The sequence below is a fragment of the Hymenobacter edaphi genome (genome assembly GCF_003258365.1).
GTDB classification, from domain to species: domain Bacteria; phylum Bacteroidota; class Bacteroidia; order Cytophagales; family Hymenobacteraceae; genus Solirubrum; species Solirubrum edaphi.
In genome coordinates this window covers 1,859,510-1,877,385 of record NZ_QHKM01000001.1, presented here as the reverse complement: position 1 = coordinate 1,877,385, position 17,876 = coordinate 1,859,510, and the positions used below count along the sequence as shown (strand labels likewise).

Sequence of the window (17,876 nt, the reverse complement as noted above, 5' to 3'; positions counted from 1 at the left end):
CCTCACCTATCTGCACCCCCAGCCAATGAAACCACTCTTCCCGCTGGCAGCGGCTTCGCTGCTCTTCGTCGCGGCCGCCGCCCAGGCCCAGACGCGTTCCGTAACCGGGCAGGTCGTCGGGGCCGACAAGGCCGAGGCCCTGCCGGGCGTGACGGTTATCGTGAAGGGCACCACCAACGGGGCCACCACCGACGCCGAAGGCAACTTCACGGTGCAGGTGGCCGACAAGCAGGACGCGACGCTCATCATTTCCTACCTGGGCTACGCCCGGCAGGAGCTGGTGGTGCGCCCCGACCAGACGCGCGTCGAAATCAAGCTCGCGCCCGAAGCCGCCTCGCTCAACGACGTGGTCGTCATCGGCTACGGCACGGTGAAAAAGCGCGACCTGACCGGCGCCGTCACCTCGGTGAAGGGCGAGGAAGTCACCAAGCTGCCGGTAACGACCATCACCGAGGCGCTGCAGGGCAAGATTCCGGGCGCCGACATCACCCGCGCCAACGGCTACGCCGGGCAGGGGGCCAGCATCCGCATCCGCGGCAACCGCTCGATTTCCAACCCCGGCTCGTCGAACAACGTGCTCTACATCGTCGACGGGGTGCAGAACGTCAACGCGGCCGACATCGACCCGAACGACGTGCAGAGCATCGAGGTGCTCAAGGACGCTTCGTCGACGGCCATTTACGGCTCGCGCGGGGCCAACGGCGTCATTATCATCACCACCAAGCGCGGCGCGACGGGCAAGCCCAAAATCAACTTCAACGCCTACTCCGGCATCACCCAGGTGGCCGGCTACGGCGAGTTTATGAGCGGCCCGCAGTGGGTGGATTTCCGCCGCGAGGCCTTCCGGGCCGCCGGCACCTGGAACTCGCCCGCCGACGACGCGGTGGCCTTCAGTCCCCAGCAGCGCGAGGCCATTGCCAACCAGGAGTACATCAACTGGCCCGACCAGCTGCTGCACAACGGGATGCAGCAGAACTACCAGGTGGGCCTCTCGGGCGGCTCGGAGAATACCAAGGTGTACTTCTCCTTGGGCTACTACGACGAGAAGGGGCTGATGAAGATTGACCGCTTCAAGCGCTACACTACCCGCGCCAACATCGACCAGACGGTGAACAAGTGGCTGAAGGTGGGCGTGCAGACGCAGCTGGCCTACATCAACAACGACATCCGCCGCGACCCGTTCAACCTCGCCTCGCAGGCCGTGCCGCTGGGCCGCGCCTACGACGACGAGGGCAAGCTCATTTTCCGTCTGCTGGGCAGCACCCAGATCAACCCGCTGGCCGACGAGCAGCCCGGCGTGTACGACCGCAACACCAAGACCAACCGCCTCTCGGCCTCCGCCTACGTGGAGCTGACCCCGCTGGAGGGGCTGAGCTTCCGCTCGATGTTCGGGGCCAACTACGCCACGTCGGAGGCCGGCAACTTCTTCGGGGTGAATACCATCGACGGGGCCGGCAACCGCTCCCAGGCCTCCATCACCAACAACCAGAACCGCAACCTGAGCTGGGAAAACGTGCTGACCTACAAAAAGGAAATCGGCGACCATTCCCTCACGCTCACCGGCGTGGCCAGCAACCTCTCGTTCGTCAGCACCAGCAGCTTCGCCGGCGGCCAGAACCAGGTGCTGCCCTCGCAGTCGTTCTACAACCTGGGAGCGGCCAACCAGAACCCATTCTTCGGCTCGGGCTACGTGCGCAACGACCTGATTTCCTTTGCCGGGCGCGTCAACTACAGCTGGAAGGGGCGCTACCTGCTCACGGCCACCACCCGCGCCGACGCCTCCAGCAAGCTGGGGCCGGACAACCGCTGGTCCTACTTTCCCTCCGTGGGCCTGGGCTGGCGCATCGTCGACGAGGCGTTTATGCAGCGCTTCAAGTTCCTGACCGAGCTGAAGCTGCGCGGCTCCTACGGCGTGTCGGGCAACGACGGCATCAGCCCCTACGGCACCCAGAACTCGTTGGTGGCCACCCAGTTTTCCTGGAACGAAACCACCGCCACGCCCACCTACACCATCAACGGCACCATCGGCAACCGGCAGCTGGGCTGGGAGGGCACCTACACCGCCGACTTCGGGGTGGACTTCGGCGTTTTCGACAACCGCCTGACCGGCACCGTCGACTACTACGACGCCAAGACCCGGGACCTGATTTTCCCCCTGACCCTGCCCGCCTTCACCGGCGTGACGACGGTGAACCGCAACATCGGCAGCACCCGCAACCGCGGCTGGGAAGTGTCCCTGACTTCGCAGAACCTGCGCGGGGAAAGCCTGTCGTGGTCGACCACCCTGACCTACGCCCGCAACCGCGAAACCATCGTGGAGCTGCCCAACGGCGACGTCATTGCCGACGACTACCGCAACTCGCTGATTCAGGGCCAGCCCGCGCAGGTCTACTACGACTACAAGAAAATCGGTATCTGGCAGCTGGGCGAGGAAGCCGAGGCCAACTCCTACGGTACGCCCGGGCAGTTTATTCCCGGCGACATCAAGGTGGCCGACCTCTCGGGCCCCGACGGCGTGCCCGACGGCAAAATCACCGCCGCCGACCGCACCATCATCGGCTCGCGGGTGCCCAAGTGGACGGGCGGCCTGAGCAACGACGTGCGCTACAAGGGCTTCGATTTGAACGTGCTCGTCATTGCCCGCGTGGGCCAGTGGATCAGCTCCGACTACTACGCCAAGTACACCCGCAGCGGCAGCTCCAACGGCGCCATCGTGGACTACTGGACGCCCGAAAACCCCACCAACGAGTACCCGCGCCCCCACGCCACGCGCACGCTGAGCTACATCACCACGCTCACGGAGCGCGAGGCCTCGTTTGCCAAGCTGCGCAACGTGACCCTGGGCTACACCCTGCCGAAGAGCATCGTCGGACGGGCCAAAATCGACAACGTGCGGGTGTACGTGTCGGGCCGCAACCTCTACACGCTCAGCAACCTGAAGGACTTCGACCCGGAAGGGGAGGGCGTTATCGACCGGCCGCTGAACCGCGCCTACGTGGTAGGCCTGAACGTGGGCTTCTAACTCGACCAGACCGTCATGCATAAGATCATCCGACCCCTGACTTTCGCACTGCTCGCGCTGGCCGCCACCGCCTGCAAAGACCAGCTCGACGAATACAACCCCAGCGGCGCCACCGCCGAAGCCGTCTTCACCACCCCGGAGGGCTTCGAAACGGCCGTCAACGGCGCCTACACCTACAACCGCAACATCTACGGCAAGGAATCGGGCTACGCCCTGCTGGAAATGGGCACCGACCTCTGGACCGCCGGCGCCTCCAACGACGTGACGGCCGCCAGCAACACCCGCCCGCAGCCCGCGCTGATGAACTACCAGGGCCTGACCACCGACAACGTGTGGGTGAAAAACAACCTCTGGACGCCCTGCTACCAGGGCATCAACCTCGTCAACCAGGCGCTGAAGTACATCGACCGGGCCGGGCTGAGCACCGCCCGCCGCCCGGCGGCCGAAGCGGAGCTGCGCTTCCTGCGCGCCTGGTACTACTACCACCTGGTGGAGAGCTTCGGGCCGGTGCCGCTGCGCCTGGAGCCCACCGAGGGCGTGGTCAACACCGCTACCCGCGCCTCGGTGAACGAGGTGTACGCCCAGATTTTCGCCGACCTGGAGTTTGCCGTGCGCAACCTGCCCGTGACGCTGGCGCTGTACCCGGCCCCGGCCACCGCCAACGACTACGGCCGCATCACCCGGCCCGCCGCCGAGGCCTTTGCCGCCAAGGCGTATCTGTCGAATGGCCAGTACCAGAAGGCCGCTACCTACGCCCGCAAGGTGACGACGGCCTACACCGGGCAGGGCATCCGGCTGGTAACCAGCTACGCCAGCCTGTGGGACTTCACCAACCAGCGCAACTCGGAGGTGCTCTGGGCGGTGAACTACTCGACCAACCTGACCTTCAACGCGGGCAGCCACACCGGCCACCAGTGGTTTTTGATGAAGTACGACGACCAGCCCGGTATGGTGCGCGACGTGGCCAACGGCCTGCCGGGCGTGCGCTACATGCCCACGCGCTTTCTGCTCGACCTCTACAACGAGCAAAACGACGCGCGCTACCTCGGCTCGTTCAAGCAGGCCTGGATTGCCAATAGTGCCACCAACATTCCGCGCTGGTCGGCCGCCGAAGTGGCCCAGAACCCGGCCCTGGCGCCCCTGCTGAACCAGCCCAAGTTTGCCGTCGGCGACACGGCCGTGCTGACTACCAAGCGCAGCATTCCGACGTTCGACCAGCTCTACACCCGCCGCTACCGCTACAAGGTGTACGACATCGACGACCTGTACAACCCCAACGGCTCGCTGCGGGGGGAACGGCGCTACTACCCCTCGCTGCGCAAGTTCGACGACCCGACCCGCGCCACGGCCACCGTCACGGAAAGCGCCCGCGACGCGAACATGCTCCGCCTGGGCGACGTCATCCTGCTCGGCGCCGAAGCCCAGGTCCGCCTCGGCCGCACCGACTCGGCCGCCTACTACGTGAACCTGGTGCGCACCCGCGCCGCCCTGCCCGGCCGCTCGGCCGCCATGCAGGTCACGCCCGCCCAGATGACCCTGGACTTCGTGCTCGACGAGCGGGCCCGGGAGCTGGCCGGCGAACAGGTGCGCTGGCTGGACCTGAAGCGCACCGGCAAGCTGATGGACCGCGTGCGCCTCTACAACCCCGACGCGGCCCCGAGCATTCAGCCCTTCCACGCCCTGCGCCCCATCCCGCAGAGCGACATCGACGCGGTGACCAACAAGGCGGACTTTCCGCAGAACCCGGGGTATTAAGCCCGCGGTTGTCATGTCGAGCAACGCGAGACATCTGGGTAAACGACCTGCTCAGCAACGCCTGCGGTGACCAAGCAAAACGCTGACCCAGATGTCTCGCGTTGCTCGACATGACAGCCTTGCCTCTGACAACCTAAGCCGCTAAATCTGCCGCCCACCACTTCCGCCTTCCCATGAAAAACCGCCTGCTTTTCCTCTCCGTCACCGCTGCGGCGGCTTGCGCGGCCCAGCCCGCGCTGGCCCAGTACCCCACCATCCCGCCCGACGTGCAGGCCAAGGCCGACGCGCTGCTGGCCGACGCGCAGAAGCGTTCCGACGAGGCCTGGGCCAAGGCCCTGCCCATCATCGAGCAGGAAGCCAAGCAGGGCAAGCCCTACGTGCCCTGGGCGGCCAAGCCTTCGGATCTGCCGCAGGCCAAAGTGGTGGCGTTTCCGGGCGCCGAGGGCGGCGGGGCGTACTCCTTCGGCGGCCGCGGGGGCAAGGTGTTCGTGGTGACCAGCCTGGAAGACAGCGGCCCGGGCACGCTGCGCGAGGCTTGTGAGCAGGGCGGCGCCCGCACCGTGGTGTTCAACGTGGCCGGTATCATCAAGCTCAAAAGCCCCATCAGCATCCGGGCGCCCTACATCACCATTGCGGGGCAGACGGCCCCCGGCGACGGGGTGTGCGTGGCCGGCGAGTCCTTGTGGATTGACACCCACGACGTGGTTATCCGCTACATGCGCTTCCGCCGCGGGGCCACCGAAGTAGGCCGCCGCGACGACGGGCTGGGCGGCAACGGCGTGGGCAACATCATCATCGACCACGTGTCGGCTTCGTGGGGGCTCGACGAGAACATGTCGATGTACCGCCACGTGTACCACAACCCCGAAACGGGCAAGGCCGACAAGCTGCCGACGGTGAACGTGACCATCCAGAACAGCATCTTCTCGGAGGGGCTCGACGCCTACAACCACGCTTTCGGCAGCACCATCGGGGGGCTGAACAGCGCCTTCGTGCGCAACCTGTGGGCCAACAACATCAGCCGCAACCCCTCGGTGGGCATGTACGGCGACTTCAACTTCGCCAACAACGTGGTGTTCAACTGGTGGAACCGCTCGGCCGACGGCGGCGACAACCGCTCGGAGTACAACTTCGTGAACAACTACTACAAGCCCGGCCCCATCACCCCGCTCGATAAGCCCATCAGCTTCCGCATTCTCAAGGCCGAGGCCAGCCGGGACAAGCAGCTGGGCCAGGTGTTCGGCAAGGCCTACGTGGCCGGCAACGTCATCGAGGGCAACGACAAGATTACCAAGGACAACTGGGCCGGCGGCGTGCAGCTGGAGGACGTGCCCGAGCCGGAGAAAATCCTGGCCGGCATCCGCACCGACAAGCCCTTCGCCATGCCCAACGTGGGCACCGTGCTGTCGGCCCCGGACGCCTACCAGTACGTGCTGGCCAACGTGGGCGCCACCCTGCCCAAGCGCGACGCCGTCGACGCCCGGGTGGTGGAAGAGGTGCGCACCGGCAAAATCGTGTACGCCAAGGACGCCAAGCCCTACGTCAAGAGCCCCTACATCAAGCGCCGCCTGCCCGAGGACTCCTACAAGCAGGGCATCATCACCGACCCGCAGCAGGTGGGCGGCTACCCCGACTACAAGGGCACGCCTTATAAGGACGCCGACAAGGACGGCATGCCCGACGACTGGGAGAAAAAGCACGGCCTGAACCCCAAAGACGCCACCGACGCCGCCAAGGACCGCGACAAGGACGGCTACACCAACATCGAGGAGTACCTCAACAGCGTGGTGGACCCGCAGAAAGTAAAGCCCGCCGCGCCCGGCGTCCGCAAGTCGTAAGCCGGTCGTTTGCGCGCAGCGCCGACGGGTAGTCGGCGCTGCGCGCGGAACGCGGCAATGCCGTTCCGTGTCGTTGCTGATACCCGCCGGCGCGGTGCCGCGCCGGCGCCGAGTACCGCTCCGCCCCGCCCGCGGACGACACCGAATACCCTACCGAAGTAAAACACCCCGCTCTTGACCCCGCCCGCCACCACTCTGGTTTTCCGCTTTCACCCGCGCCTGCTCGGTCTGGCCCTGGGCCTGGCCCTGAGCGCCGCGCCCTGGCCGGTGGCCGTTTACGCCCAGAAGCCCAAGGTGGAGCGGCCCCTGCCGCCGCTGGCGGAAGACAAGGACCACCGGCTGGTGTACGTGGCCGACGCGCAGGGCAACCGTGTGCCGGACTTTTCCTACTGCGGCTACGCGGCCAGCGAAAAAGCCATTCCGCTGGCGCCCGTGCGCGTGGTGGTGCCGCTGAAGCAAGGCGACGCCACCGCCCGCATTCAGGCGGCCCTGGACTACGTGGCCGCTCTGCCCGCCGATAAAGCCACCGGCCTGCGCGGCGCCGTGCTGCTCGAAAAAGGCACCTACGACGTAGCCGGCGGCCTGCTGATCCGGGCTTCGGGCGTGGTGCTGCGCGGCAGCGGCATGGGCGAGGACGGAACGGTGCTGCTCGGCAGCGGCCTGGACCGGCAGACGCTCATCCGCCTCATCGGCCGCGACGACCGGCAGCTGGATAAGGCCGTGGCCGTGACCGATGCCTACGTGCCCGTTAATGCCAATCAGCTGAAACTGGCCGGGCACACGCTGAAAGCGGGGGATATGGTGCTGGTGCGCCGGCCTTCTACGAAGGAGTGGATTCAGGCCCTGGGCACCGAAGCCTTCGGCGGCGGCATTTCGGCCCTGGGCTGGAAGCCGGGGCAGCGCGACCTGACCTGGGACCGGCAGGTGGTGAGCGTGCAGGGCGACGTGGTGACGCTGGATGCCCCGCTGACCACCGCGCTGGAGGCGCAGTACGGCGGCGGTACCGTGCAGCCTTACCGCTGGGCGGGCCGCATCAGCCAGGTGGGCGTAGAAAACCTGCGCTGCCGCTCCACCTTCGACGAGAAAAACCCCAAGGACGAAGCGCACCGCTGGATGGGCGTGACGCTGGAAAACGTGGCCGACGGCTGGGTACGGCAGGTGGCGTTCGAGCACTTTGCCGGCTCGGCGGTGGCCGCTTTCGAATCGGCGAAACGGGTGACGGTGGAGGACTGCCTGAGCCTCGCGCCGGTGTCGGAAATCGGCGGGCAGCGGCGCAACGCCTTTTTCACCGCCGGGCAGCAGACCCTGTTTCAGCGCCTGTACTCCGAGCAGGGCTACCACGACTTCGCCGCCGGCTTCTGCGCCGCCGGGCCGAATGCCTTCGTGCAGTGCCAGAGCCGGGAGTCGCTGGGCTTCAGCGGGGCCGTGGACAGCTGGGCCTCGGGCCTGCTGTTCGACATCGTGAATATCGACGGCCACGCGCTGAGCTTTGCCAACCGCGGGCAGGACGGGCAGGGCGCGGGCTGGACGGCCGCCAACAGCGTGGTCTACCAGAGCACCGCCGCCCGCATCGACCTCCCCAAGCCGCCCACCGCCCAGAACTGGGCGTTCGGCACCTGGGCCCAGTTTCAGGGCGACGGGTACTGGGGCGAGTCCAACAACGCCATCAACCCGCGCAGCCTCTACTACGCCCAGCTTTCGGAGCGTCTCGGCGGCAAAACGGCCGTGCAGCCGCAGATCATGGCGTTGCCGACGGAAGCCTCCAGCAGCCCCTCGGTGGCCGTAGCCCAGCAGCTCACCGCCGAAGCCAAGCAGCCCGCCCCGCAGCTTATCGACTGGATTCGGCAGGCCCCGCAGCGTCAGCCGATTTCGGTTGCGACTAATGGCGCGAAGAGCTTTGACCAGCTGAAAATCAAGCCCGCAGCCGTCGTGCCGACGCAGGCGCCACTGCGGGTGCAGAACGGCGTGCTGGTGCGCGGCAGCGTGGTGCAGACCGGCAGCCGGGGCTCGGTGCCGTGGTGGAGCGGCTCGTCGCGGCCCTACGGCCTGGCCCAGGCCAAGCCCGCCATTACCCGCTACGTGCCCGGTCGCACCGGCCGGGGCCTCACCGACGACCTCAGGGCCCTGACGGACTCGATGCAGAGCCGCCACCAGGTCGGGATGGAGCAGAACTACGCCCTGTGGTACGAGCGGCGCCGCGACGACCACGAGCGAATCCGGCGCATGGATGGCGACGTGTGGCCGCCCTTCTACGAGCTGCCCTTCGCCCGCAGCGGGCAGGGCGCCGGCTACGACGGGCTGAGCAAGTACGACCTGACCCGGTACAATCCCTGGTACTGGGGCCGCCTGCGCGAGTTTGCCCAGCTGGCCGACCAGAAGGGCCTGGTGCTGGTGCACCAGAACTACTTCCAGCACAACATCATCGAGGCCGGCGCGCACTACGCCGACTTTCCCTGGCGCCCGGCCAACAACGTGAACGAGACGGGCTTTCCGGAGCCGCCCAACTACGCCGGCGACAAGCGCATCTTCATGGCCGAGCAGTTCTACGACGTGACGCACCCGGTGCGTCGCGCCCTGCACCGCGCCTACATCCGCCAGTGCCTCAATAACTTCACCGAGCAGAGCGGCGTCATCCAGCTGATCGGGGAGGAGTTTACCGGCCCGCTGCCCTTCGTGCAGTTCTGGCTCGATACCATCAAGGAGTGGGAGCAGGAAACCGGTAAAAAAGCCTTGGTTGGCCTGAGCACTACCAAGGACGTGCAGGACGCTATCCTGGCCGACCCCGCCCGCGCCGCCGTCGTGGACATCATCGACATTCGCTACTGGCACTACCAGGCCGACGGCTCGGCCTACGCCCCACTGGGCGGCCAGAACCTGGCCCCGCGCCAGCACGCCCGCCTGCTGAAGCCCAAAGCCACCTCGTTCGAGCAGGTGTACCGGGCCGTGCGCGAGTACCGCCAGCAGTTTCCCGACAAAGCCGTGCTCTACTCCGGCGACGGGGCCGACAAGCATGGCTGGGCCGTGCTACTGGCCGGCGGCTCCCTGCCCGACGTGCCGGCGGTGCCCAGCCAGGAGTTCCTTACCGCCGTGGCCCGCATGAAGCCCGCCGAGCAGCAGGCCGCCGTGGCCAGGCAGTGGCAGCTGGTAGCGCCCGGCCAGGGCTACATCCGCTACTGCGAGCCGACGGCCGCCACCCAGCTCGACCTGAGCAAGGAATCCGGCGCCTTCCGCGTGCAATGGCTGGATGCCCGCAACGGGCAGCTGCTCGGCAAGGCCCAGAAAGTGAAGGGCGGGCAGGTGCTCGACCTCAAAAACCCCCAAGCCGCCCCCGCCATCCTGTGGGTGGACAAAGGCTGATTTCCCCCAAGTTTGATGTTCCGATTTCCCTCCAACCCCTCGCGCCTGATGGCCGCCTCGGCCCTGCTACTGTCGTTGGCGGCCGCCGCGCCCTCCGAGCCGCTGGGCAAGCTGAAAGTTGCCAGCAACGGCCGTTACCTGCAGACCGAGGCCGGCAAGCCCTTCTTCTGGCTGGGCGACACCGGCTGGCTTTTGTTCAACAAGCTCAAGCGCGAAGAAGCCGAAACCTACCTCGAAGACCGCCGCAAGAAGGGCTTCAACGTCATTCAGGTGATGGTGCTGCACCAGGTGCCGGCCGTGAACGTGTACGGCGACTCGGCCCTGGTGCGCGGCAACGTGGCCACGCCGCTCGTCACCAAGGGCAGCGCGCCCACCGATGCGGCCCAATATGACTTCTGGGACCACGTCGACTACATGGTGGACCTGGCGGCCAAAAAGGGCCTGTACATGGGCCTGGTGCCGGTGTGGGGCACCAACGTGAAGGGCGGCAAAGTCAACCAGCAGCAGGCCAAAGCCTACGCCACCTTCCTGGCGGAGCGGTACAAGAACCGCCCGAACATCATCTGGCTCAACGGCGGCGACATTGCCGGCTCCGACTCGCTGAAGGTCTGGAATACCATCGGCAGCACGCTCAAGAGCGTCGACCCGAACCACCTGGTGACCTACCACCCGCGGGGGCGCACGCAGTCGTCGGACTGGTTTCACAACGCGAAGTGGCTGGATTTCAATATGTACCAGTCGGGGCACCGGCGCTACGAGCAGGATACTTCGCGCAAGGAAAAGAAGCTCTACGGCGAGGACAACTGGCGCTACCAGCTGGTCGATAACCAGCTGAAGCCCGCGAAGCCCAGCATCGACGGGGAGCCGTCGTACGAGGGCATTCCGCAGGGTTTGCACGACATCACCCAGCCCCGCTGGACCGACGCCGACGTGCGCCGCTACGGCTACTGGTCGGTATTCGCGGGGGCTTTCGGCTACACCTACGGGCAGAACTCGGTGATGCAGATGCACAGCGCCTTCGACAAGGGCAGCGCCTACGGCTCCTCGGAGCTGTGGTCGTCGGCCATCAACGCGCCGGGCGCCGCGCAAATGGTGCATCTGAAGAACCTGATGCTGTCGAGGCCCTTCTTCGAGCGGGTGCCGGATCAGTCCATCATTGCCGGCGGGGAAGGGGAGAAGTACGAGCGGCTCATGGCCACGCGCGGCAAGAACTACGCTTTCGTGTACACCTACACCGGCCGGAATATCAAAGTGAACCTGGGCAAAATCAGCGGGGCTAAGGTGAAGGCGTCGTGGTTCGACCCCCGGAACGGAAAAACCACGGCTATCGGCACCTTCCCGAACAAGGGCACGCAGGAGTTCAACGCCCCCGGCGAGCCGAAAAACGGCAACGACTGGGTGCTGGTGCTGGACGCGGTGTAGACCCAGCAATGGGAAAGAAGAAAGTCATGACGCGCTTGTCGAGACATCTCGCGTGCTGACTTCCACCAGTAGGTCAAACAAGAACAATTGTATCTGACATCAGCACGCGAGATTCCTCGACTTCGCTCGGAATGACGCTCTGATTTGCAGTCTGTCAAATGCTCAACACCAAAGCCGTCCGCTTCCTCGCCCCGCTGCTCGGCGTGGCCCTGCTCACGGCCTGCTCGCGCGACGTGTACATGTTCACGTCCTTCCACGAGCCGGCCAACGAAGGGCTGCGCCTGCTCTACAGCTACGACGGCTACAAGTGGCAGGATATGAACCGCATCTTCCTCACCCCGCAGGTGGGGCCGAGCAAAATCATGCGCGACCCGAGCATTGCCCGCGGGCCGGACGGGACGTACCACCTCGTGTGGACCTGCGGCTGGAAGGGCGACAAGGGCTTCGGCTACGCCTCGTCGAAAGACCTGGTGCACTGGTCGGCGCAGCGCTTCATCGACGTGATGGGCCACGAGCCGACCACCGTGAACGTGTGGGCGCCCGAAATCTTCTACGACGCGCCGACGCAGCAGTACCTCATCGTGTGGGCCTCGACCATTCCGCTGCGCTTTCCGCGGGGCATCGAGGACGAGGACAACAACCACCGGCTCTACTACACCACGACCAAGGATTTCCAGGCCTTCACGCCGGCCAAGCTGTTTCTGGACCCGGGCTGGAGCGCCATTGATGCGGTAGTGGTGCCGCGCGGGCCCCAGGATTACGTGCTGGTGGTGAAGGACAACACCCGGCCCATGCGCAACATCAAGGTGGCCTTCGGACCGTCGGCGCTCGGGCCGTTTCCGGAGGTGTCAGCGCCGTTTACCGGCAACTTCACCGAGGGCCCGAGCGTGCTGGCCTTGCCCACCAAGGAATGGCTGATCTACTACGACGCCTACAAGGAAAAGCGCTACGGCGTGATGAAAACGGCCGATTTCAAGTCGTTCACCGACGTGTCGGCCCAGACCAGCGTGCCGCAGGGGCACAAGCACGGCACCGTATTTAGGGCGCCGCGCAAGACGTTGAAAACACTGCTGCGCGGCGCCCCGGCGGCCCCGGCAACCACCACGACGAGCGGAAATCAATGAGGAAGCAGCTAGGAATTTGGGCGGCGGTAGCGGCGACGCTCAGCAGCCACTCGGCCCAGGCCCAGACGGCCGAAACCATCCGCTACACCGGCACTACGCTCAGCAACGTGGACTACCACCACGGCCAGCTGCGCCCGGCCATCGGCACGCACGCCCGGCAGGTGCTGCGCGCCAACCGGGAGCAGCCCAGCGCGGCGAACGGGGAAGGGTGGACCTACAACCACGCGCCCATGCTGGCGTACTGGCAGGGGCAGTTCTACTACCAATACCTGAGCAACCCCGCCGGCGAGCATATTCCGCCCGGCCGCACCCTGCTGCTGACCAGCAAGGACGGCTACACCTGGACCAATCCGGTGGTTATTTTCCCGCCCTACAAGGTGCCCGACGGCTTCACCAAGCCCGACCAGCCCGGCAAGGTGGCCAAGAACCTGGAGGCGGTGATGCACCAGCGCATCGGCTTCTACACCTCCAAGAAAAACCGCCTGCTGACCCTGGGCTACTACGGCATTGCCCTGGACGCCAAGGACGACCCCAACGACGGGCAGGGCATCGGCCGGGTGGTGCGTGAGGTGCTGCCGGGCGGCAAATTCGGCCCCATCTACTTCCTGCGCTACAACAAAACCTGGGACCAGGCTAAGTCGGCCTACCCCTTCTACACCAAGAGCAAGGACAAGGGCTTCGTGGCCGCCTGCGAGGAAATTCTGGCCAGTCCGCTGATGATGCAGCAGATGGTGGAGGAGCAGGACCGCGACGACCAGCTCATTCCGCTGCGCAAGGAGTACAAGGCCTTCAGCTACTACCACCTGCCCGACGGCAACCGCGTGGTGGGCCTCTGGAAGCACGCCCTCACCAGCATCAGCCCCGACGGCGGCAAAACCTGGCCCAACCCGGTCGTCCGCGCCCCGCACTTCGTCAACAGCAACGCCAAAATCTGGGGCCAGCGCACTTCGGATGGGCAGTATGCCACGGTGTACAACCCCTCGGAGTTCCGCTGGCCGCTGGCCGTGTCGACTTCCCCGAACGGCCTCGATTACACCGACCTCTGGCTGGTGCACGGCGAACTGTCGCCCATGCGCTACGGCGGCAACTACAAAAGCTACGGTCCGCAGTACGTGCGCGGCATCCAGGAAGGCGACGGGGTGCCGCCCGACAAGAAAATGTGGGTCAGCTACAGCGTCAACAAGGAGGACCTCTGGATTGCCTCGGTGCCGGTACCCATCCGCGCCACGGCCACCAGCCACGCCAACGAGGTTTTCGCCCAGCTGCCCGCCGGCCAGGAGCTGGACCAGTGGAACACCTACAGCCTGGTGCAGGCACCGGTGGAAATCGGCGCGCTGCCCGACGGCTCCAAGGGCCTCGTGTTCAAAGACTCGGACCGCTTCGACTACGGCAAGGCTGAGCGCATCATCCCCGAAAGCAAGCAGCTGACGGCCGAGCTGTCGGTGGTGCCCGCGCAGAACGACCACGGCCTGCTGCAAATCGAGTTTCAGGATGCCAAGGGCCAGCCCGCCGTGCAGCTCAGCTTCGACTCCACCGGCACGCTCAGCTACAAGGCCGGGGCGCGCTTCAAGGGCGTGACCAAGTACCAGGCCGGCCAGCAGCTGGATCTGAAAGTGACCCTGGACGCGCCCAACCGCACCTGCACCATCACGACCAACGGCAAGACCAGCACCTTCATCTTCTTCGCCCCGGTGGCGTCGTTCGAGCGGGTAATGCTGCGCACCGGCCCCGCCCGCCACTTCCCCACGCCCGACACGCCCGCCGACCAGACCTACGACCTGCCCAAAGCCGGCGACTCGGAGAAGTTGGCGGTGTTTTACCTGAAGTCGCTGAAGACGTCGGCGGGGGAGGTGAAGACGCCCTAGCGGCGCCTCGTGTGCGCCTCACCCCCCGGCCCCCTCTCCGAAAAGGAGAGGGGGAGCCACGGCGGCGCGGGTGGTTTTGCTAGCTTGTTGGTTTTCTGATTCAAGCCGAATTATATGGAAACCAACGGGCCTTACCTGCCGCAGGACAAAATCTTTACCGCTGACCGGAAGCTATACGCCAAGCTCGATCTGAAGGCCCGCTCACGCGGAATGCGCCACGAGCCCACGCCGGCCGAAGAACTGCTCTGGCACCGGCTGCGCGGTAATCAACTCGGAGTGAAGTTCCGCCGCCAGCACAGCATCGACCGGTTCATTGCCGACTTCGTCTGTCTTCCGCACAAGCTGATAATAGAGCTGGACGGCGCCGGACATCTAGAGCCTGATCAAGCCGAATACGACAAAGGCCGCTCCGAAATCCTGGCCGAACTAGGCCACCGCGTCCTGCGCTTCTCCAACGACCAGGCCCTCTACGAAACCGAAAAGGTCCTCCAGGCCATCAAAGCCAACCTGCAAAAAGTATAATCCTCCGCACCTACACCACCCCAAGCAAAGGAGTCGTCAGGCTCCCCCTCTCCTTTTCGGAGAGGGGGCCGGGGGGTGAGGCGCACGTGAGGCACCTCCAGTCCGATATGCCCAAACGTTTCCTCCCATACCTCCTCGCCCTGCTGCCCCTGGCGTCCGTCCACGCCCAGCAGACGCAAATCCAGTACCTCTCCGGTACCGACAAAGACCACACGGTGAAGTGGAAATTCCACTGTTCGGCCGGCCGCAAGGCGGGCAAGTGGACCACCATTCCGGTCCCTTCCAACTGGGAGCTGCAGGGCTTCGGCAAGTACAACTACGGCCACGCCAAGGACACCGCCCGCGGCAAGGAAGTGGGCCAGTATAAGTACGAGTTCAAGGTGCCCAAAACCTGGGACGGCAAGACCGTGAACATCGTCTTCGACGGCGCCATGACCGACACCGAGGTGAAAATCAATGGCCAGTCCGCCGGCCCCATTCACCAAGGCTCCTACTACCGCTTCAAGTACGACATTACCAAGCTGCTCAAGCCGGGCAAAACCAACCTGCTCGAAGCTACCGTGGCCAAGCACTCGGCCAACGAGTCGGTGAACGACGCCGAGCGGCGCGGGGACTTCTGGCTGTTCGGCGGCATCTTCCGCCCGGTGTTCCTCGAAGCCCTGCCCGCCACCCACATCAGCCGCGTGGCCGTGGATGCCAAGGCGGATGGAAGCCTGCGCGCCGACGTGTACACCCAAGGCAGCGGGGCCGATGAAGTCGTGGGCCAGCTCTACACGCTCGACGGGCAGAAAGCCGGCGCCGAGTTTCGTGCGGCCGTAGCCGCCGGGGCCACCACCCGCCTGCAAACCTCGCTCAGCCAGGCCCGGCTCTGGACGCCCGAAACGCCCAACCTCTACCGCGTGGCCTTCACCCTGCGCAAGGGCGGGCAGCCGGTGCACTCTGTCGACAAGCGCATCGGTTTTCGCACCATGGAAGTGCGCGAGCGGGATGGCATGTACCTGAACGGCGTCAAAGTCAAGTTCAAGGGCGTCAACCGCCACTCGTTCTGGCCCTCTTCGGGCCGCGTCACCAGCAAGGCCCTGAGCATCCTCGACGTGAACCTGATGCGCGAGATGAACATGAACTCGGTGCGCATGGCCCACTACCCGCCCGACGACCATTTCCTGGCCGCCTGCGACTCCCTGGGCCTGATGGTGCTCGACGAAATAGCCGGCTGGCACGGCAACTACGACACGCCCACCGGCACCAAGCTCACCGAGGAAATGGTGCGCAAAGACGAAAACCACCCCAGCATCGTGGTGTGGGTGAACGGCAACGAGGGCGGCCACAACTTCGACCTCGACCCGGTGCTCGACCGCATGGACCTGCAGAAGCGCCCCGTCATCCACGCCTGGCAGGTGTTCCGCGGCACCGATACCCAGCACTACATCAACTACGACTACGGCAACGGCACGCACTTGCAGGGCCACAACGTGGTATTTCCCACCGAGTTCCTGCACGGCCTCTACGACGGCGGCCACGGCGCCGGCCTCGAAGACTACTGGGAGCAGATGTGGGCCCACCCGCGCTCGGCCGGCGGCTTCCTCTGGGACTTCTCCGACGCCGGCGTGGTGCGCACCGACAAGGGCGGCATCCTCGACACCGACGGCAACCACGGCGCCGACGGCATCCTCGGCCCCTACCGCGAAAAGGAGGGCAGCTTCTTCACCATCAAGGAAGTCTGGAGCCCCGTGTTCTTCGAGCGCCGCGAAATCACCCCGGCCTTCGACGGCACCTTCCGCGTGCAAAACCGCTTCCACTTCACCGACCTGAACCAGTGTAAGTTCACCTGGAAGCTCGCCCAGCTGCCCGGCCCCGGCGCCAAAGCCGCGTCCCTCGCCACCCAAACCGGCACCCTCACCGCGCCCAGCATCGCCCCCGGCGGCACCTACGGCACCCTACGCTTCGAAATGCCCTCAAAGTGGCAAGGCTTCGACGTGCTCTACATCACGGCCCAGTACCCCGACGGCCGCGAAATCTACACCTGGAGCTGGCCCATTGCCCGCCCCAGCGCCGTGGCCCAGCAGCTCGTGCGCCTCGAAGCCCCCGGCGCCGCCAAGCTCACCGAAACCGACTCGCTCTACTCGGTAGCCGCCAACGGCGTGGAGCTGACCTTCAGCCGCCGCTCGGGCCTGCTGCGCCAGGTGCGCAACGCCAAGGGCCTCATCCCGCTTTCCAACGGCCCCGTGCTGGCCGAGGGCGAAACCGCCTTCGAGGGCCTGAGCCAGCGCCAGGACGGCTCGAACGTCGTCATCGAAGCCAAGTTCGGCAAGCAGAGCCGCTACCAGTCCTTGCAGTGGACGGTGTACCCCTCGGGCTGGGTGAAGCTGACCGCCAAGTACTTCCCCAAAGACTACGACTTCCAGCTGGCCGGCCTGAGCTTCAACTACCCCGAAAAGGAAGTCAAAGGCATTCAGTGGCGCGGCGACGGGCCCTACCGCGTCTGGAAAGACCGCCTGAAGGGCACCAACCTAGGAGTGTGGACCAAGGCCTACAACAACACCAGCACCGGCGAAATGGAAGGCACCCGCGGCCCCGAGTACCCCGAGTTCAAGGGCTACTACTCCAACTTCTACTGGCTCACCCTGCAGACCACCGGCCAGCCCCTCACGATAGTCTGCGACCAGGAAGACGTGTACCTGCGCCTGTTCACGCCGCGCTTCTCGGCCACGCCCTACAACACGGCCCCGGCCTTCCCCGGCGGTCAGCTCTCCTTCATGCACGGCATCTCGGCCATCGGCACCAAGTCGCAGAAAGCCGAGAACATGGGCCCGATGGGCAAAACCAACATGTACTACGACTACGGCAAAGACCCCTCGTACGCCAAGGAAATGACCCTGTACTTCGATTTCTCCGGCCAGCAGGCGCCGGAGAAGTCGGTAGGGCAGCGGTAGACGCTTAGGGCTTGAATGCAGCAGCGGGTAGTGAACCG

Annotated in this window: 9 protein-coding genes; all 9 read left to right on the top strand. The window is 65.6% G+C overall.

What is annotated here, in order from left to right:
• Positions 1-25 precede the first annotated feature (25 nt).
• The 9 genes from DLM85_RS07640 to DLM85_RS07600 all read left to right on the top strand — a co-directional run bounded on the left by DLM85_RS07640 (position 26) and on the right by DLM85_RS07600 (position 17,838).
• Positions 26-3,022 carry a SusC/RagA family TonB-linked outer membrane protein gene (locus DLM85_RS07640; protein WP_111477438.1) on the top strand — a complete coding sequence of 999 codons (2,997 nt, stop codon included), beginning with the start codon at positions 26-28 and terminating at the stop codon, positions 3,020-3,022.
• 15 nt (positions 3,023-3,037) lie between these two features.
• A complete protein-coding gene (locus tag DLM85_RS07635) occupies positions 3,038-4,777 on the top strand; it encodes a RagB/SusD family nutrient uptake outer membrane protein (protein ID WP_111477437.1) in 1,740 nt (579 codons plus the stop codon).
• A gap of 173 nt (positions 4,778-4,950) precedes the next feature.
• Positions 4,951-6,615 (top strand): pectate lyase family protein, encoded by a 1,665-nt coding sequence (locus tag DLM85_RS07630; protein ID WP_111477436.1) that lies wholly within the window; start codon positions 4,951-4,953, stop codon positions 6,613-6,615.
• Positions 6,616-6,789: 174 nt separating this feature from the next.
• Positions 6,790-9,972, top strand: a complete 3,183-nt coding sequence (locus DLM85_RS07625; protein WP_243635878.1) for a DUF6298 domain-containing protein — start codon at positions 6,790-6,792, stop codon at positions 9,970-9,972.
• 15 nt (positions 9,973-9,987) lie between these two features.
• Positions 9,988-11,394 carry a glycoside hydrolase family 140 protein gene (locus tag DLM85_RS07620; protein ID WP_207890972.1) on the top strand — a complete coding sequence of 469 codons (1,407 nt, stop codon included), beginning with the start codon at positions 9,988-9,990 and terminating at the stop codon, positions 11,392-11,394.
• Positions 11,395-11,552: 158 nt separating this feature from the next.
• Entirely contained in the window at positions 11,553-12,518 is a 966-nt protein-coding gene (locus DLM85_RS07615; RefSeq protein WP_111477435.1) for a glycoside hydrolase family 43 protein, read from the top strand.
• The gene (locus tag DLM85_RS07610; RefSeq protein ID WP_111477434.1) at positions 12,515-14,383 is read left to right on the top strand and encodes a sialidase/neuraminidase family protein; all 1,869 of its coding nucleotides are present in this window, start codon (positions 12,515-12,517) and stop codon (positions 14,381-14,383) included. The genes DLM85_RS07615 and DLM85_RS07610 overlap by 4 nt, the downstream gene beginning before the upstream one ends.
• Before the next feature lie 114 nt (positions 14,384-14,497).
• Positions 14,498-14,905, top strand: coding sequence for an endonuclease domain-containing protein (locus tag DLM85_RS07605; RefSeq protein WP_111477433.1), 408 nt, complete (start codon positions 14,498-14,500; stop codon positions 14,903-14,905).
• 107 nt (positions 14,906-15,012) lie between these two features.
• Positions 15,013-17,838, top strand: coding sequence for a glycoside hydrolase family 2 protein (locus DLM85_RS07600; RefSeq protein WP_133256952.1), 2,826 nt, complete (start codon positions 15,013-15,015; stop codon positions 17,836-17,838).
• Positions 17,839-17,876: the final 38 nt, after the last annotated feature.